Annotated in this window: 20 protein-coding genes; 9 read left to right on the forward strand and 11 right to left on the reverse strand. The window is 55.1% G+C overall.

From position 1 onward, the window contains the following. Positions 1 to 19 precede the first annotated feature (19 nt). Complete coding sequence (locus D6851_RS13415) at positions 20 to 1051, forward strand: quinone-dependent dihydroorotate dehydrogenase (protein ID WP_183030099.1); 1032 nt, start codon at positions 20 to 22, stop codon at positions 1049 to 1051. A 136-nt stretch (positions 1052 to 1187) separates the two neighbouring features. Further along, positions 1188 to 2990, forward strand: a complete 1803-nt coding sequence (locus D6851_RS13420; protein WP_120325415.1) for an AMP-dependent synthetase/ligase — start codon at positions 1188 to 1190, stop codon at positions 2988 to 2990. Positions 2991 to 3022: 32 nt separating this feature from the next. Here the strand turns inward: D6851_RS13420 and D6851_RS13425 are convergent, their stop codons facing one another. From D6851_RS13425 to D6851_RS13435, 3 genes are all read right to left on the reverse strand, one after another. Beyond that, positions 3023 to 3556: a hypothetical protein gene (locus D6851_RS13425; RefSeq protein ID WP_120325416.1), complete on the reverse strand. Its 534-nt coding sequence runs from the start codon at positions 3554 to 3556 to the stop codon at positions 3023 to 3025. Positions 3557 to 3651: 95 nt separating this feature from the next. Next, positions 3652 to 4644, reverse strand: coding sequence for a sulfur carrier protein ThiS (thiS, locus tag D6851_RS13430; protein ID WP_120325417.1), 993 nt, complete (start codon positions 4642 to 4644; stop codon positions 3652 to 3654). Between the two features lie 20 nt (positions 4645 to 4664). After that, the gene (locus tag D6851_RS13435) at positions 4665 to 5033 is read right to left on the reverse strand and encodes a MerC domain-containing protein (protein WP_120325418.1); all 369 of its coding nucleotides are present in this window, start codon (positions 5031 to 5033) and stop codon (positions 4665 to 4667) included. Between the two features lie 136 nt (positions 5034 to 5169). On the opposite strand from D6851_RS13435, the gene D6851_RS13440 reads away from it, so the two are divergent. The 3 genes from D6851_RS13440 to rpsI all read left to right on the forward strand — a co-directional run bounded on the left by D6851_RS13440 (position 5170) and on the right by rpsI (position 7507). Beyond that, positions 5170 to 6258 carry a COX15/CtaA family protein gene (locus D6851_RS13440; RefSeq protein ID WP_120325419.1) on the forward strand — a complete coding sequence of 363 codons (1089 nt, stop codon included), beginning with the start codon at positions 5170 to 5172 and terminating at the stop codon, positions 6256 to 6258. A 230-nt stretch (positions 6259 to 6488) separates the two neighbouring features. Continuing rightward, positions 6489 to 6968 (forward strand): 50S ribosomal protein L13, encoded by a 480-nt coding sequence (rplM, locus tag D6851_RS13445; RefSeq protein WP_120325420.1) that lies wholly within the window; start codon positions 6489 to 6491, stop codon positions 6966 to 6968. Then, positions 6968 to 7507: a 30S ribosomal protein S9 gene (rpsI, locus tag D6851_RS13450; RefSeq protein ID WP_120325421.1), complete on the forward strand. Its 540-nt coding sequence runs from the start codon at positions 6968 to 6970 to the stop codon at positions 7505 to 7507. The genes rplM and rpsI overlap by 1 nt, the downstream gene beginning before the upstream one ends. An 84-nt stretch (positions 7508 to 7591) precedes the next feature. Here rpsI and D6851_RS13455 read toward each other — a convergent pair whose 3' ends face one another. Genes D6851_RS13455 through D6851_RS13470 form a run of 4 tightly spaced genes read right to left on the reverse strand, consistent with a single transcriptional unit; the run spans position 7592 to position 10620 of the window. Continuing rightward, positions 7592 to 8596, reverse strand: coding sequence for a tetratricopeptide repeat protein (locus D6851_RS13455; RefSeq protein WP_147395484.1), 1005 nt, complete (start codon positions 8594 to 8596; stop codon positions 7592 to 7594). 7 nt (positions 8597 to 8603) lie between these two features. Continuing rightward, a complete protein-coding gene (locus D6851_RS13460) occupies positions 8604 to 9461 on the reverse strand; it encodes a metallophosphoesterase family protein (protein WP_120325423.1) in 858 nt (285 codons plus the stop codon). Continuing rightward, complete coding sequence (locus D6851_RS13465; RefSeq protein ID WP_183030100.1) at positions 9458 to 10312, reverse strand: diacylglycerol kinase family protein; 855 nt, start codon at positions 10310 to 10312, stop codon at positions 9458 to 9460. Before D6851_RS13465 ends, D6851_RS13460 begins: the two co-directional genes overlap by 4 nt. Before the next feature lie 41 nt (positions 10313 to 10353). Continuing rightward, the gene (locus D6851_RS13470) at positions 10354 to 10620 is read right to left on the reverse strand and encodes a hypothetical protein (protein ID WP_120325425.1); all 267 of its coding nucleotides are present in this window, start codon (positions 10618 to 10620) and stop codon (positions 10354 to 10356) included. Between the two features lie 218 nt (positions 10621 to 10838). Between D6851_RS13470 and D6851_RS13475 the strand changes: the two genes are divergently transcribed. Continuing rightward, positions 10839 to 11147, forward strand: a complete 309-nt coding sequence (locus tag D6851_RS13475; protein WP_120325426.1) for a UrcA family protein — start codon at positions 10839 to 10841, stop codon at positions 11145 to 11147. 74 nt (positions 11148 to 11221) lie between these two features. Here D6851_RS13475 and D6851_RS13480 read toward each other — a convergent pair whose 3' ends face one another. From D6851_RS13480 to D6851_RS13495, 4 genes are all read right to left on the reverse strand, one after another. Further along, complete coding sequence (locus D6851_RS13480; RefSeq protein WP_120325427.1) at positions 11222 to 11536, reverse strand: hypothetical protein; 315 nt, start codon at positions 11534 to 11536, stop codon at positions 11222 to 11224. Further along, positions 11533 to 12273 (reverse strand): LytR/AlgR family response regulator transcription factor, encoded by a 741-nt coding sequence (locus D6851_RS13485; RefSeq protein ID WP_238474103.1) that lies wholly within the window; start codon positions 12271 to 12273, stop codon positions 11533 to 11535. The genes D6851_RS13480 and D6851_RS13485 overlap by 4 nt, the downstream gene beginning before the upstream one ends. Next, positions 12273 to 13532 (reverse strand): sensor histidine kinase, encoded by a 1260-nt coding sequence (locus D6851_RS13490; protein WP_120325428.1) that lies wholly within the window; start codon positions 13530 to 13532, stop codon positions 12273 to 12275. Before D6851_RS13490 ends, D6851_RS13485 begins: the two co-directional genes overlap by 1 nt. Positions 13533 to 13629: 97 nt before the next feature. Continuing rightward, on the reverse strand, positions 13630 to 15156 hold the full coding sequence (locus D6851_RS13495) for a fumarate hydratase (RefSeq protein WP_120325429.1): 1527 nt from the start codon (positions 15154 to 15156) through the stop codon (positions 13630 to 13632). Between the two features lie 127 nt (positions 15157 to 15283). Between D6851_RS13495 and D6851_RS13500 the strand changes: the two genes are divergently transcribed. The 3 genes from D6851_RS13500 (at position 15284) to D6851_RS13510 (ending at position 17949) form a co-directional block, all read left to right on the forward strand. Then, complete coding sequence (locus D6851_RS13500) at positions 15284 to 15892, forward strand: protein-L-isoaspartate O-methyltransferase family protein (protein ID WP_238474104.1); 609 nt, start codon at positions 15284 to 15286, stop codon at positions 15890 to 15892. Positions 15893 to 15974: 82 nt separating this feature from the next. Next, positions 15975 to 17378, forward strand: coding sequence for a TolC family outer membrane protein (locus D6851_RS13505; RefSeq protein ID WP_238474105.1), 1404 nt, complete (start codon positions 15975 to 15977; stop codon positions 17376 to 17378). 31 nt (positions 17379 to 17409) lie between these two features. Then, positions 17410 to 17949 (forward strand): DUF2497 domain-containing protein, encoded by a 540-nt coding sequence (locus D6851_RS13510; protein ID WP_120325430.1) that lies wholly within the window; start codon positions 17410 to 17412, stop codon positions 17947 to 17949. Positions 17950 to 17986: the final 37 nt, after the last annotated feature.

A 17986-nucleotide genomic window follows, 5' to 3' on the forward strand; every position in this document is an offset into this window, starting at 1 on the left:
CTCTGGCATGGCTTGCCCCATGCTTTACGAGCTTGTGAAAAAGGCTGTTTTCGCCATCGATCCCGAGCGAGCCCATGGGCTCGCTCTGCGTAGTTTACGTCTTTTGCCCGGTAAAATTTCCGGCTCCTCCGATAGCAAATTGACTGCCACTGTAGCGGGACTGTCTTTTCCCAATCCTGTTGGCCTTGCTGCCGGTTTCGACAAGGATGGAGAAGTTCCGGATGCCATATTGCGCCTCGGTTTCGGATTTGCCGAGGTCGGCTCGATCACACCGCGCCCTCAAACCGGCAACCGCAGGCCACGCCTGTTCCGTCTGGAAGCAGACCAGGCTGTTATCAACCGGATGGGCTTCAATAATGGAGGCGCCGAAGCTGCCGCACGCCGCCTGAGCAAACGTCACGGCAAACCGGGTATTGTCGGCATCAATATCGGCGCGAACAAAGATTCTAACGACCGGGTGGCCGATTATGCTGAAATGACTCGCATAATGGCACCGATCGCCTCCTATCTCACAGTCAATATTTCGAGCCCCAACACACCGGGTCTGCGCGCCTTACAGGATGAAGCGGCACTCACCACACTGCTTGACGCCGTGATTGAAGCACGTGGTATCCACCATGTCCCGATTTTTCTGAAAGTCGCGCCCGACCTTGAACCCGCCGATATCGATGCCATTGCCCGGATCGCACTCGATAAAAAGCTCGGCGCCCTGATTGTCAGCAATACCACCATTGCCCGTCCTCCGCTAAATTCACCGCATGCCAGCGAAGCCGGCGGCCTTTCAGGAGCACCTTTGAAGGAACTTGCGCTCACCCGCTTGCGCGAGTTCCGTAAGGCAACCGGCGGCGCACTTCCGTTAATCGGTGTTGGCGGTATCGCAACAGCAGAAGATGCCTGGGAAAGAATTCGCGCCGGAGCGAGCTTAATTCAGCTTTACAGCGCCATGGTCTATGCCGGACCGGGCATTGCCCGCCAGATCACGCGCGGGCTGGAACAACTGATGGAGCGCGACGGTTTCTCGTCTATCACGGAAGCGGTAGGGAGTGAATGACGATCCGATTGCATCAAAATAGATTGCAACGAGATGCTGACAGCAGCAATGGCCTGCTTGTCTACGGTTTATCATGCCCCTAACGCCTTGATTGTAACGGGCCGGCCGACCGGCACCGCATGGAGGATGTCGCAAAGTGCAGCTTTCAGACTTTGCCGCGGCGAACAATCTCGTTCGCCTGTTTCTTGACCGCGCCGATGCGCTGGGCGATGCGCCTTTTCTGACTGCTAAGCGGGACGGAAAGTGGCAATCCCTGAGCTGGACACAAGCAGCGCAAAAGGTGTGTCTGCTGGCGGAAGGTTTGCGACGCATGGGCCTGCAAGATGGTGACCGGGTGGTTCTGGTTTCCGAAAATCGCCCCGAATGGTGCATTGCGGATCTTGCTATCATGGCAGCCGGCTGCATCACCACACCAGCCTATATTACCAATACAGAACGAGACCACGTCCATATCCTGTCCGATTCCGGCGCGAGGGCAGTGATCGTATCGACCGCGAAGCTTGCCAAACCGCTGTTGCCTGCGATCACACGTACAGGAATCGCAGAACATGCGATTGGCATGGAAAAGTTACGCAGCGCCCAGTCGGGCAGCTTTTCCTGTCATCAGTGGGACGATCTCCTGCAGGGCGATCCCACTGCTGCGCGGTCAGCGGTGGATCAGCGGATCGCCACCATCAAACGTGAAGATACCGCCTGTATCATCTATACAAGCGGTACAGGCGGTGCTCCCCGCGGCGTTATGCAGCATCACGGCGCGATCCTGAGCAATGTTGATGGTGCAGCAACTTTGCTGGACGAAAATTTCCACGCCTGGGATCATCGCTTCCTGTCTTTTTTGCCATTGAGTCATGCCTATGAACATACGGCGGGTCAGTTCCTGCCCATCGGATTGGGATCGGAAATCTGGTATGCTGAGGGTCTCGACAAGCTGGCTGGCAATATCGAGGAAGCAAGCCCGACATTAATGATTGTGGTGCCGCGCCTGTTCGAAGTGTTGCGTACCCGAATGATGAAGCAGATTGCCAAACAAGGTAAAGTACCCGGTTTTCTGCTCGACAAGGCGATCGCACTGGCCGAACGGCAATCCAGCGGTAAGACGCGACCGGGCGACAGACTACTTGATCTGCTGCTCGAAAAGACACTGCGTCCGAAAATCCGCGCCCGTTTCGGCGGACGGATGAATGCGCTGATTTCCGGCGGTGCCCCGCTCAACCCCGATGTGGGGCGTTTCTTTCAGGCGCTTGGTCTTATCATGCTGCAAGGCTATGGCCAGACGGAGGCCGCTCCAGTTATCAGCTGCAACCATCCCGGAGCCGGAATCAAGCTCGACACGGTGGGCCCGCCGCTCAAGGATGTAGAAGTCAGAATTGCCGACGATGGCGAAATTCTGGTGCGTGGCGAGCTGATTATGCATGGCTATTGGCGCAATCCAGCAGAAACCGCACGCGCATTGCAGAATGGCTGGCTCCATACAGGCGATATTGGCCATTTCGACGATGGCGGACGGATCAAGATTACCGACCGCAAAAAAGACATGATCGTTAACGATAAGGGGGACAATATAGCCCCGCAGAAGGTTGAAGGGATGCTGACTCTGCAGCCTGAAATCGGACAGGCGATGATCGCGGGCGAACAGAAGCCTTATGTTGTCGGCCTGATCGTGCCCGATGAAGAATGGGCTATGGAATGGGCCTCTGCCAATGGTGCGCCCAAAGATCTTGCTGCTCTAAAAGATGATGCGAACTTCCGTCAGGCCATCCGCGATTCCATCGACCGGGTTAATCGCGAATTGTCCGTCACAGAAAAAGTACGCCAGTTTGTTTTTGCGGATACGCCCTTTACGATCCAGAACGAGCAATTGACGCCGAGCCTTAAAATCCGTCGGCACAAGATTCGTGAACAATATGGTGCGCGAATGGACAGTCTCTATCGCAGCTGAACAAGCTTTGCCTGAATTATAAACAAAAATCGCTAAGCAACTGCGTCATCGAGATGACCGGGATAGAAGCGTGGTTCATCATCAGACCAGGCTGGGGCAGTTGCGGCCGCTTCACTGAGAGACCGGAGCAAGATCTTACGCCGTTCTGGGCGGATCTGCGGCAAAGCAGCCGCAGCACAAAAGACCGAAGGAAGCCAAGGGCGCGCAGCCGCTCCCATAAGCCGCTCATAAAGAAAGCGAAACGAGCCGAAACTCTCGAGCCTGTTCTGCGCCAGATCGAATGCTGCCATGCATAAAAGTGGTGCCAGAAAGATATCTATATCTTCGGCGCAGGGACCGGATAAAAGCATTTTCCGAAGAGAGGGCAAGGCGTGGTAAGCGTTGCAATGCTCGCGCAACATAGCCCGATCACCAGCGCCACGCGCCCAATAATGGATAGCATCGCACCGGGCCAAACCAATATCCAGCGCCCGTTCAATATAATCCTGCTCGGCCACTGTAAAACCGGCGAATTCGCGCCATTCGGCGATTGTCAGTGACACAGTTGCTGTATTTCCCACGATCATCCCGTTCATTGTCCCGAACAGAAGGATCGCAGATTAAGATTAGCAACCGGTAAAGCCGGCACTCCGCTATCCGCAAAAGCGAGGTCTATACAGTCTCAGATCAAGCCGGAAAGAGGACTGGACGGATCAGCATATTTGCGCGTCCCCATTCGCCCGGCAAGATAGGCGTCACGCCCGGCCTGTACAGCATATTTCATCGCTCGTGCCATACGGACCGGATCTTTCGCTTCGGCAATTGCCGTGTTCATCAGCACACCATCGCACCCCAGCTCCATCGCCACTGCTGCATCGCTCGCCGTGCCGACACCCGCATCGACCAGCACCGGAACATTGGCGCCTTCCACGATCAGGCGAATAGTCACTCGATTCTGGATACCAAGCCCCGATCCGATCGGTGCACCGAGCGGCATTATGGCGACTGCACCGGCTTCTTCCAGCTGCTTGGCGGCAATGGGATCATCCGTGCAATAAACCATCGGTTTGAACCCTTCGGCAACCAGCGTTTCGGTAGCCCGTAAAGTCTCACGCATATCGGGATAAAGCGTGCGCGCTTCACCCAGAACTTCGAGCTTCACTAGATCCCAACCGCCTGCTTCACGCGCAAGCCGCAAGGTCCGTATGGCTTCCTCTGCCGTGAAGCAGCCTGCCGTGTTAGGCAGGTATGTAACCTTCTGCGGATCGATATAGTCAGTCAACATAGGTGCCTGTGGGTCCGACACATTCACCCGGCGAACCGCCACGGTGACGATTTCGGCTCCGGCAGCTTCCATCGCCGCAGCATTCTGTGCGAAATCCTTATATTTGCCTGTTCCGACAATCAGCCGCGACGTAAAACGATGCCCTGCTACTTCCCAGCTATCGTCATCGACAGATGCCGCATCGCCACCTCCCACGAAATGAACGATTTCCAGCCTGTCGCCATCGACGAGCGGAGCGTCTCCCAATGTGGAGCGCGGCACGATTGTGCCATTGCGCTCCACAGCCACTTTTTCAGGCGTGAGATCAAGCTCCTCAACCAGCTTGGCAATAGTGGAGGCTTCGGTGCGGCGGGTTTCACCATTAACGGTGAGTGTGAGCGGTGCAGTCATGCCCTGCGAGATAGCGAGTGTTACGCCGGGCGCAAGTTGAGCAAGTGCCCCAATGCAACAAGAAACACTCCTGCCACTGTCAGTACAGCTTCTTCTACCCCATGGCCGACAAAGAGGGCGACGGCCATACAGGACAGGCCGGCGGTCGCCACAAGAAGCGGCAAACGGCGGCGATGGCGCATCGTGCCAAGACCGATGGCCAAGCCAGCGATCAGCGTCGCCGCCGCCAGACCATAACGATGAATTTCAGGTGCCAGTAAAAGACCCCCGCCGAGACCTAAAACGGCCACCACCACCACGCCGGCAACACAGTGCACAGCGCACAGCGCAGAAAGCATGACACCGAGACGATCGAGCCGATGACGAATCGAAGGAGGACAACTTGCCATAGAACTCCTCTATGTGACAGTATAACATTGCGCAAGAGCTGAAGTGGGCTCTGCCCGGTTGAAAGGGGGTTGTGATGCGACGAAACAGGCTTGCATTACTTGCGATTTGGCGATTTCCGTCGCAAGCACACGAGCCATGATTCCCGTGTCTTCCCATAAAGCCGGTTCAATCGGCTCACATATCGGCCCTCTGCGTCCGCTGGCTCTCGCCTATTGGCTGCTGGCAGTCGCGGCACTGGTGGTTGTGATGGTGGCAGTCGGCGGCATTACCCGCCTGACGGAAAGCGGCCTGTCAATCACAGAATGGAAACCGGTAACGGGAGCGCTTCCGCCCCTGACCCATGCGCAATGGCAGGCGGAGTTTGAAGCCTATCGCCAGATTCCCGAATATGTGCAGATCAACGGCCCTGCAGGAATGACACTGGCCGACTATAAGTTCATTTATTTCTGGGAATGGTTTCATCGCCTGCTCGGGCGATTGATTGGACTGGCCTTTGCCGTACCGCTGGTGTGGTTCTGGATGCGACAGGCCATCCCTCCAGGCTATAAACGGCGACTGCTCGCCCTGCTTGCTCTGGGTGGCCTGCAAGGCGTGTTCGGCTGGTTAATGGTGGAATCGGGCCTGACAATCCGCACTGATGTCAGCCATTTCTGGCTTTCCATTCATTTGCTGACGGCGCTGTTCACGCTGGCTGGTCTGGTATGGACAGCGCTAGACTTGCGCGATCTTGAAGCCAGCCCGATGGCCCGGCCCGCACGGCTGACATGCCTTCCGGCCCTTGCTGCGCTGGCTCTCTTTATTCAGCTTTTGCTTGGTGCTTGGGTAGCGGGGCTCAATGCCGGCCTGGCTTCCGATACATGGCCATTGATGCAGGGGCGCTTTTTCCCCGAAGTCAACTGGAGCCATGGTGTTTTCTGGGCCGTCACCCACGATCCGTTCTTGATTCACTTCATGCATCGCTGGTGGGCCTGGGTGGCTGTCGCCGCGTTAATCATGCTCGGCCGGCTTGCGCGCAGCGAAGGGGACCGCCCCGCTTCCATTGCAGTCCATAGCGCTTTTGGCATCCAAATCCTGCTCGGCATCACCACAGTGCTGACCGGTGTTGCCCTGTGGGTGGCAGCGCTGCATCAGCTTGTCGGCGCTCTGCTGGTATGCGCCACCACCTGGGCAGCGCATTCGGCAGGCCGCCGGATATCGACCGGTCCACGTCTGCGCCCTGTCTGACAACGCGTTTCCTGGCGGGAGCGAAAGGCGCAATTCGGACACCACCTGATGCAGAGAGGTATTATTTTACCTCTCTGCTAACCCCCGGATTTGCTTGACTTACACACTATAAAGCGACAAATGACGCCCACTTAGTGCTGGCGGACCGGCTTTGCGATTCTTCCTGTTTGAGAATCTTCGGCATGGCATACCGTAAGCCTGACATTCAAAATGCAAGGACTTGAACAGCCATGAAGGCTTTGACCAAGACCACACAGTCGATCAAGCCGGCTGATGTGGAAAAAAAATGGCACATTATTGATGCCGAAGGGCTGGTCGTCGGCCGCCTCGCCAGCATCGTTGCCAACATCCTGCGCGGCAAGACCAAGCCAAGCTTCACCCCACATGTCGATTGTGGCGATCACGTGATCGTCATCAATGTCGACAAGGTGGCGTTTACTGGCAAGAAGCGCAACGAAAAGACATATTACAAGCACACCGGCTATGCAGGCGGTATCAAGGAAGTGACTGCGGACAAAGTTCTCGACGGTCGTTTTCCTGAACGTGTGCTGGAAAAGGCTGTTGAGCGCATGATCCCGCGCGGCCCGCTCGGTCGTCAGCAGATGAAGGCTCTGCACCTCTACACCGGCACTGAACACCCGCATGACGGCCAGAAGCCGGAAGTGCTCGACGTTGCTTCGATGAACCGCAAGAACAAGGTTGGCGCATAATGGCTGACGAAAAGAACACCGTTTCCGACCTCGCCGATCTGAAGAATATCGCGAGCGATGCTCCGGCAGCCGACACTGCCGTTGCTGTTGATGAAAATACTACAGCTCCGGCCGCACCGACCACACCGCTGCGTGAACAGGAACTGGACGCCCAGGGCCGTGCCTATGCAACCGGTCGGCGTAAAGACGCTACCGCTCGCGTGTGGATCAAGCCGGGCACCGGCAAGGTCACAGTGAATGGCCGCGATCAGGAAGTCTATTTCGCACGTCCGACGCTGCGCCTGATCATCAACCAGCCTTTCGAAATTACTGAACGTGAAGGCCAGTATGACGTCGTTGCCACGGTAACGGGCGGTGGCCTGTCTGGTCAGGCTGGTGCAGTGAAGCATGGCATCAGTCAGGCGCTGTCGAAATACGAACCGGCGCTGCGCGCAACCGTGAAGTCAGCCGGCTTCCTGACGCGTGACAGCCGTGTGGTTGAACGTAAAAAGTATGGCCGTGCCAAGGCACGTCGCAGCTTCCAGTTCTCGAAACGCTAAGTTTCGCAATATATCGATACGAAAAGGCGGCTCTCTGGGGCCGCCTTTTTGTTACATCGCACTTCTTGTCTGTGCATGTGCATGTCAGCAATTCAGAGCGGCTATTCTCTCTGCTATATCCGGCTCACTCTTTAACGCCCCCAAACTCTCAATCATGTCACGATCAGCGGGTGTGCAATAAAGATGCGTTGCGAGCACTTCAAAACGTTCGTCCAGAAGATTAGCAGCGGTACTTTTATCATTCCTTCCCGCAACGAAGTGAAGTTTAAGTGCAAGTGCATCAGCATAGCCAAACCGCATACCGGACGGCGCCTGACGGACATAATCGAGATAACTGTCGAGAATGTCTTCTCCATAAGCCAAATCGTTTCGCTCTATAGCATCTTTTACCAGTATTTCCGTCATTTCGGCGAAGGGCCAGCCTGTTGCTGCACCATTCGGTCCGGACAATAGAGGGCGCGCACTCTCAAGCGTTTTGCGGGCCTCATCATAATTCTCCAGTTCCAGAAGATATTCAGCTCTCTGCCGTAAGGCAAAAGCCAGTGCAAAATCATCTTTGCGAATACCAGCTTCTTCAATTATCTGAATCTGCTTGTCTTTCGCTTTGACGGCTTCTGTCCACTCCTTCGCATCAGCACGTACATGAGCCTGTGTGCGATAAGCCTGCATCAATATGGTGCGTTGCAAAGGAAAACGCGGCGTGCCGATCAGGGTAATAATTTTCCGGCCAAGTGCGAGCGCTTTACGATGTTGTGTTTTCGAATCGTAAGTGGGTTCCTCTGCCGCGAAGTCCTGCCGGATAAGCAACTGCAAAGGCTGCAACAACGGCCAACAGGTGCTGGCAGCCTCCAACAGATGTGATTCCCGCATTTCATTACAACTGGTAATATCTCCACGATCTTCGCGCGGAATCCGATGGCCGAGAATAGGAATATTGGCCCATTCCAGCAAAGTCTGACCATCTTCGGGTGGCGTATCAGGATAAGTAATATCCCATTGCGCCATGGCAGACTGTGGCAAAATCATCGCCGCGAGCACGACAACCGAACCGCCCAGACAAAAACGCCGGTTTATGCCTGCTTTTGCCATATGCACTCTAATGAATCGGTGGATCGGTACGCGGAACGGTTCCGATCGGCGCCACCGGATCTTCAGGATCCCGCGGCGGCGTTGCATCATCAGGCACATCGCGGATCATCATCTGACGTGAATCGATATCGTCAATATTACGCACTATAACATCCAGGGTTTCGCCATCCCAGCGAATCTCGTTGAAACTCTGCGGTGTGGACCGGATACGTTGCGACAAAGTGCCGGCACCAATCATGCGCACCGGGCCGCATTCCGTATCATGCGTCAGGTCGAAAGCATCATGCACATGGCCGCTCAAAACGGCGAGAACATTCCGGCGAGCCAGCTCTGTCAGTGCTTTTTGCCCGCCATGGGTCAGCGCCGTCCCATGGGTACCCACCTCTACCAATGGATGATGCACCGCCACCAAAGCCCGCGTCGTATCAGGCAAGTGATCGATAGCCTTGAGACAGCGCTCCAGCGCAGCCTTCCCAACCCAGCCTTTCGACCAGTTCAGCCGCGGCTGTGCACGCGCCGTGGTTTTAAGCGGAATGATCGCAAGATCGGGTAAATCGATTTCCCGCTCGACCAGTTCCTGGATCGCATGAAACCGCTTATAGGGAGTGAGAAACCGCTCCAGCAGATTAAAATAGGGCAGATCATGATTGCCCACCTCAACCGTCACCGGAACGTCGAGCGAACGTATCCAGTGACAGGCGGCATTGAATTCCCGATGTCGGGCCCGCATTGTGAGATCGCCCGTAATGGCAACGGCATCCGGTCGATGAGCAGCTATTTCCTGCCTTACCCAATCGAGCGCACGATTGTCTTCCAGACCGAAATGAATATCGCTGATATGAAAAAGATGAGTGCTTTTAATCATTCAGGAATCGTCGCTAACAGATCGACCTCACATAGAACCAGCAGGAATTCAGCTTCTTTATCCGTCGCACTGACCGGTTCCCCATCAAGCAACAAGTGTAAAGGTTCCCCTGAAAGATCACGCAAACGCAAACGACCAACTTTGCCAAGATCGTCATGCGGTCCTTCGCGGAAATTATGTTTCAGCAAAGCCACACCCTGAGCAACATACTCATCAACCGTCTCGGAATGATAGGCCGCTACAGCGATTCCATCATCCCATGGTGTCAGCATAATGAGCGGATAACCTTCGCGCTTTCCCATGGGCGGGTCTGTGCAGATTACGGTGGGGGCAGAAAGCGATTGCTCCAGCGCTTCTGCGGTTCCTTCCATCATTGCCTTGAGATCGTTCTGCCGCATGGCTTCGCGCACGTCGTTCCAGGCCGTCGCCGGGCCAACTAGCAGACCAGCCAATGCATCGCCCCGGGAACAACGAACGATACCGGGGCGCACAGTGCGAGCCTTGCCGCTTGCTATTTTCTCCAGAACCTCTTCCGTTTCGGCATATCCATGCAACCGGTTATAGAGAATGTTCATTGTCCCACCCGGCAGGACAAGCACATTGCCTTCCCAGCCATACAACCGGGTAATCAAGGCATTGGTCGTGCCGTCTCCGGCAAAGACTGCAACGGTCTCAATTCCGGCGGAACGAAGATCGGCTATCTTTGGCAAATCTTCGTCAGGAAAATGAATATGGCGAGCGACCATGAAGCCGGCATTACCGCAGCATCGCTGCAACAATTCCACCGTACCGTCATCATTGCTGCCGCTTGCAGAATTGGTCACCAACCAAATGGTGCGTGTCTGATCCATATCGTTGTAGTGCTTTTCAGGCGGTAGAAGTTCCCGGAGATTCATATTCGATGGGAAAGAATAAGCCAGCCAGCAAGACCATTCACCGCACTATAGCCGATATAGGCCCAGATCCAGCCGGCAAAGCCATTGGCTACCAGCAGCAAAGCACACAGCAGGACGAGAAACTCCACGAAAAGGCTGAAATTCTCTCCTAGCTTTTCCGTCAGCCATTGACGTTGCCAGATCATGGGATGGCGACTTTCCAGTACTGCTTTGTGAAGAGCGAAATTGCCAATGCCGAGCAGAAAGATCACTAAAATGGCCATGGTAAGAGAGTGTGCCTTAACATTCGTCGATTGCCAATTGCACTTCGCCGGACCCATCGCGGATTTCGTCGGAATGGCACATCCTTTGTCGGGCAACGACCCATGCTAATCGAAACTTGCGCGAAAGGCAGGATCAGCTGCCCTAATCATACTCCTGCGTCACGGTTCTCGTAAACAGTCCCGCGAGGATCGTGGCGTACAAACCGAAGGAGGAGATTATGATTTTTCGTACATTGATTTTCGCTGCCGCCGCCGCATCCACAGGCGCGATTGCTACCCCGGCGATGGCACGTCCCGTCGAATATGTGAAGGTAAGCGACCTACAACTTACCACCGCTGAAGGGCAAGCCGAACTGCAGCATCGACTGGATAGGGCTACACGCCATGTTTGCCGTTTCGACGATCACGGAAGCCTTCGCAGCGCCCGGGAAGAAAATGCCTGCTTTCGCAAAACGAGACAGGAAACAAAGATTCTCGTGGCAGAGCTCGTTTCCGAAAAGAAGAGCAAGCAGCAGCTCGGTGGTTAATAGTATGAAATTCGGCAGTCAGGGTGCCTGAAAGAAAAAGCAGGCACCCAACAGCCTCGGACATTCGGCATGAATCAACGTCGTACAAGATTGATGCGGGCTGCCACCGTCAGAATAGTAGGCCATATCAAAGTATTAATGATATCCATCAAACTTTGTCTGTAGGAAAACTGAGCGGAATGGGCGGATATATATAGAAAATCGAGAATTTCTCCTGAAACCGCAACTATAAACACCGTAATCCAGAGGCTTTTATCGCCCATACGGCCTCGGATAATAATCTGGACGATGAGAAATGTCAGCAGGCCAGCATGAACATATAAGGCATCACGGGAAGTTCCTGAAATCGCCATGAGCCAGACTTTACTGTCGTGAAACGCTTCAATCATCGTCCTGCCATTGCTTTAACCTTGCGAAGATAGGTTCGCCCAATTCGCAAGGCCTCACCATTTTCCAATTCTGCGCACCACACGCCCAACCCTTCATGTCGCAAGCCTCGAATGAAGTCTTTACGTAGGATCGTCGAGCGGTGAATACGTATGAAACGGGCAGGATCGAGCCTTTCCTCCAGTCCGGCGATAGTCTGCAGCAGAAGGTAGCTGCTATCTCCCACATGCAGGCGAACATAATCGCGCTCGGCATCGATCTGATCGACCTGTTGTGCTTCAATACGCAGCAATTCCGAGCGATGGGGCACCCAGAATTCATCCAGCCAGGTACTTTGCGCAGAGTGGCGCTTTCCTCTTTGCGCAACAGCCCGGCCAATTGCTCGTTTCAATCGTTCGAGCCCGACCGGTTTGAGAACATAATCCACTGCTTCCAGATCGAAGGCCTCGACAGCAAAATCGTCATGCGCAGTGACAAAAATAATCGCCGGATCGCTCTCGCTCTTGCCCAGTTCGCGGGCCACACTCAACCCATCCATACCGGGCATAGTCATATCGAGCAGCAATAGATCGGGCTTCAGCTTTTCCGCAAGACGCATAGCCGAGGATCCGTCGCTTGCCGTGCCGATCACCGAGATACCGTCCAGCTCTGCACAGATCACTTGCATCCGTTCAATTGCTAATGGTTCGTCATCCACAATCAGCGTGCGCAACGGTGCTTCTTTGCCCATATCGTCCATCAGTTATACCCCTCCACCCCGATCAGAGGAATTCGTATATGTGTGGCATAACCGCTATCCGTTGGCCCTGATACAATACTTGCCTGCTTGCCAAATCGCGCTTCAAGCCGTTCACGTACATTGGCAAGGCCAATGCCATGCCCTGCGCTGGAGTAGCTATTCGCCCGTAAAGCAGTTTTGCCATCATCTTCTACAGTCAAAACAAGCCGACCATATTCTTCCCGCGCAGACAGGGTCAGCGTTACGGTGCCGGAGGAAGGTGCAATGGCATGTTTTACCGAATTTTCTACCAGCGGCTGGAGAATCATGCCGGGAACTTTTGCTTCTGCCAGTGCGTCAGGCAGATCATAATGTGTCGTCAGACGCGTCGGGAAACGCACAGATTCGATATCGAGATAGAGTCGTTGCAAAGCGAATTCATCGCGCACCGAAACATCTGCTGTGGGATCTTCGGCCAGACTGTGCCGATAGAAGGTTGAGAGCATCTGGATCATCCGCTCTGCCTGTTGTGTCTTGCCTGTCAGCACCAGTGCTGAAAGCGAATTAAGCGTATTGAACAGGAAATGCGGATTCACCTGATAGCGAAGGCTGCGCAATTCTGCCGCCTTGGCCGCCCGGCGATACGCTCCCTCCCGCCGCTCCGCCGCCCGTGCTTTCTCACCAGTTAGCAGGGCCAGATAAAGCGCACACCAGGTCAACATCATAAAGTACCGGCCGAAAGCGGTTTCCATCAATTGCTGTGTCGCGCTTTCCGCTCGTTTCTGCTGATCAATGGTGATCGCCCCTCCCGGCGGCGCTTCTCCCGGCATTCCCGAAGAGCCACCCATAGCCGATCCGGGAAGGTAAAGCATGATATCACCCGCTTCATTGCGACGCATTTCAAGCCCCTGTTGCTCGGCAACGCGCTGCATGATGCGGTCTTCCATATCGGCAAAAGCCAGGCGATTGCTTTCGGCAAGAACCAATGCCACCGGCGCTGAAACAATCAGCGCGACCAGAATTTTAGTCCAGAGACTCCTGCCGTCAAACAGACGAAGAATCAGCCACAAACCAAGAGTAGTGACAACGCCTGCAACGCTAGCCAGAGCACGCCGCAAGAGCAGTTCCTGAGCATAGCCCAGATCGAACATTTCAGCGCGAAGTGTGGTGAGCAGAAAATAACAGAGCCAGAGCCCGCAAATCGAGGCGAGTACTGTCTTGAAAGGGACTCTGACAATGCTCTCGTCAGACGGCAGGTTCTTTTCCATGAGCTTAAGCATAGCGCGCTCTTCCCTTGCAGCGCCATAGCTGCCGTCGACATGGATAAGCCATTGGTCGAAGGGGGAAGATAGCTCTCCCCCCTCCCTTTCGTGTCATTCAGGCCTTTTCGAGCAGATGCTCTTTGGCGATTTTATCACGCCAATGAAGCGGCGCGAGCGTATGGACATTCTGCCCTTCACTATCGACAGCTACGGTCACCGGCATATCTTTAACGGTGAACTCATAAATAGCTTCCATGCCCAGATCCTCGAAACCGACAACCTTGGCTTCCTTGATAGCACGGGCAACGAGATAGGCCGCGCCGCCAACCGCCATAAGATACGCACTTTTATGTTTTGCAATAGCATCGACCGCTACCGAGCCGCGCTCTGCCTTGCCAATCATCGAGAGCAGGCCTTGTTCGAGCATCATTTCGGTAAACTTGTCCATGCGGGTGGCAGTGGTTGGGCCGGCAGGACCAACCACTTCATCGCGCACCGGATCAACAGGACCGACATAATAGATAACGCGTCCCTTGAACTCGACGGGCAATTCCTCTCCCTTGGCAAGCATATCCTGAATACGCTTGTGAGCAGCATCACGCCCCGTCAGGATCGCTCCGTTAAGCAACAAACGGTCCCCCGCTTTCCAGCTCTGCACAATTTCCGGCGTCAATTCATCAAGATTGACTCGCCGGGCATTGGCATCGGGGGCCCAGCTCACCTGCGGCCATTCGTCCAGATCGGGCTGCGGGATAAAGCTCGGGCCGGACCCATCCAGCGTGAAATGCGCATGGCGAGTCGCAGCACAATTAGGAATCATCGCAACCGGCTTGCCCGCTGCATGGCATGGCCAGTCCTTGATTTTCACATCGAGCACGGTGGAAAGGCCGCCCAGACCCTGCGCACCGATTCCCAACGCATTCACCTTGTCAAAGATCTCGATGCGCAGCGCTTCGATATCATTTTGCGGCCCGCGCGCTTTCAGCTGCCCCATATCGATCGGGTCCATCAGGCTTTCCTTAGCGAGCTTCACACAATGTTCTGCCGTACCGCCAATGCCAATGCCAAGCATACCAGGCGGGCACCAGCCGGCACCCATTTGCGGGATCATTTCGAGAACCCAGTCGACAATATTGTCTGACGGATTCATCATCCTGAACTTGGATTTGTTCTCCGAACCGCCGCCTTTGGCTGCAACATCGATAGAGATCGTATTGCCCGGCACCATTTCGACCGACAATACACAAGGCGTATTGTCGCGTGTATTGCGGCGAGTGAAAGCCGGATCGGTAAGAATCGAAGCCCGAAGCCGGTTATCGGGATTGGTGTAAGCGCGGCGCACCCCTTCATCGACCACTTCCTGAAGCGGAAGTTTCGAATCGAGCCGGCAATCCTGTCCCCATTTAATGAAGATATTGACGATCCCTGTGTCCTGACAGATCGGCCGATGCCCCTCGGCACACATACGGCTATTGGTCAGAATCTGCGCAATTGCGTCTTTGGCAGCCGGATTGGCTTCCGCATCATGCGCCTTTCCGAGGGCTTTGATATAATCGATTGGGTGGTAGTAGGATATATATTGGAGGGCATCGGCGATGCTCTCGATCAAATCATTTTCACGGATGGTCACCAAGTCGCTCATCGAAGCAGCACTCCTCCTAGTCGATTTGGAAGCCCCATAAGCCTGCTTTGGCCATATGGTCAAAGCGCTTGGCCTCGATGGCTTGAACGCTTAAAGCGTCAGCGCCAGCCAAAAAGAGAGTTTTACAGTGACTATTGTCGAAGAAAGCCCGAAAAACACTGAATTCACCAAGGCCCGCAAGGCCATGATTGACAGCCAGTTGCGTACCAGCGGGGTCAGCGCGGAATTCGTGCTGAAACGCATGGGCGCTGTCGCACGCGAAGATTTCGTGCCCGAAAAAGCGAAAAGCGTGGCCTATATGGATCGTTCCATACCGCTTGGCGACGGCCAGTATCTTGCTGCGCCGATCGTTCAGGGCCTGATGCTGCAGGAAGCCCGCCCTACCTCGTCAGACAAGGCGCTGGTCGTGGATGGAGGCAGTGGGTACCTTACAGAATTGCTGCGCCCGCTGGTAAATTCACTCGATAGTGTCAGCCCGGCAGATGCGGTCAAAGGCAAAACACCATCTCAGAATTACGATCTGATAGTGATCGATGGCGCCGTGGAATATCTCCCCGATGCACTGATCGCACATCTCGGCGACCATGCGCGTGTTGTCACCGGCTATTGCATGAACGGTCTAACTCGCGTGGCCACGGGCCGGAAGGCAGCCGGTGAAGTATCGCTTCTGCCGCTCGCCGAGTTCGGCATGCCGGTTCTGGATGCGTTTAACAAGCCGACCAGCTGGAGCTTCTGAAATTATGAATGGGGGAGGGTGTCTGAAAAAACGGAAAGGAAAGCTGTGGCTCATTTTCAGCCTGATCGGGGCAGGAATGACCATGACATCACCAGCCCGTGCGGATACGCTCGAAGACGCTCTCATTGCGGCTTATAAAACCAATCCCACTTTGAAAGCGGCTCAGGCAGATTTACGAGCCACGGATGAGGATGTTCCGATCCAGAGAGCACAAGGTCTGCCCTCCCTCGATGGAACCGGCCAGTATATCGAATTTCTGAAACAATCCTCTGCTTCCTTTACCGCCCCCGACCGGTCAGCCAGCGCCAGTGTGGATTTGTCCGTGCCGATCTATTCAGGCGGTGCTGTAAAAAATTCGATCAGGGCCGCTAAAACCCGGGTTGTGGCAGGTAGGGCCGATTTGCGCGGATCGGAAAGCGGGCTCTTCAGTCAGGTTGTCGCTGCCTATATGGACGTGATCCTGAATGAAGCGCTGGTCAGCCTTTCGCGCAACAATGTCGATGTCCTCACAGTCAATCTCGAAGCGACAAGTGATCGCTTCGAGATCGGCGATCTGACCCGCACCGATGTTGCTCAATCACAATCCCGGCTTGCTCTGGCACGCGGCGATCTGGAAACCGCACAGTCCAATCTCATCAACGCCCGGGAAACCTATATTCAGCTTGTCGGTAAGGCTCCGCAGGATCTGCAACCCCCGCCCCCGCTGCCCAATCTGCCCGCAGACACTCAAACCGCCGTCACGGTGGCACTGAAGAATAATCCCGATCTTATCGCCGCCCGTGAAAGAGCGAGAGCGGCAGGATATGACATCGATGTGGCCGGCGCAGGGCGAGCACCACGTCTTTCGCTGTTTGCCGGCGGGAATTATACCAATTATCTTGATACACTTGGCGGAGTTGTCGGGGCAGGGCCGATTTCACAGGCACAGACATCCGCCCAGGCCGGTGTTCAACTCACTATACCGCTTTTTCAAGGTGGTCTTCCTGCAGCCCAGCAGCGTCAGGCTCAGGCGCGCGCTTCGCAAGCTCTGGAGCAGACGGTTGCCACCGAACGCGATATTATCGCTCAGACACGCGCGGCCTATGCAAGCTGGCGAGCCGCCGCCGCTATTATCGAATCCAATCGTAGCGCAGTTTCAGCAGCACAACTCAGTCTTGAAGGGGTCAGGGCTGAAAATACAGTCGGCAACCGTACCATACTCGATATTCTCGATGCTCAGCGTGAATTGCTGACCGCGCAGATCGACCTCGTGACCGCCCGACGCAATGCTTATGTTGCAGGTTTTTCGCTTCTCGCTGCGATGGGACAGGCAGAGGCGCGCGATCTCGGGCTGGGTGAAGAGGGGCTGTTATACGACCCCGTTGCCAATTACGAACGCGTGCATGATCGGATCTGGGACTGGGATCGCGATCCCGATCCCACTGCTGAATCGACTCGCACCGTTGACATACCGGCACAGGACGGTGACATTCCCGACAATCAGTAGTCTTTTACGCAGTCAGATAGGGTCCGGATTGATGAGGCATGAGGGCGAACCCTCGGTCGAGGAGATTCTCGCATCGATCAAAAAAGTGATCGCCCGGGATAATCCGGGTCGTATCCCCGCGCCTCCGAGACACAAGCTATTTGACAATAAAGCGGATGAACCGGATGAAAAAGCGGAGAGCGAAACACTGACAGTGTCGGATTCCGCTTCCGGAAATATCCTTGCGGATGATGATGAAGTTCTCGATCTCTCGGAAGCTGAGGAATATGCTGAGGATCAGGACAATGCTTCCGAATCAGTAGAAGAAACAGCGGCCACCGCCCCAGCAGACCCTCCTCTGACCAAACCCGAAGCAGCCAGTTCCATGCGTGAATCGCTTGCCGCTCTGGCAATGCTGTCGCAACCTGGCGCAGGTTCGTCCGCATCCCGTCAGAGCGAAACGTCACTGGAAGAACTGATCCGTTCCATGCTCCGCCCGATGCTGGCGCAATGGCTCGACAGACATCTTCCCGCTATTGTTGAACGACTGGTTCAGGACGAAATAGATCGCATTGCCGGTAAAAAGAGCTGACCACATTCCAGTTCCGCTTCACGTCCTGGCAGCCGAA

It is taken from the genome of Altericroceibacterium spongiae, assembly GCF_003610805.1.
GTDB lineage: Bacteria > Pseudomonadota > Alphaproteobacteria > Sphingomonadales > Sphingomonadaceae > Altericroceibacterium > Altericroceibacterium spongiae.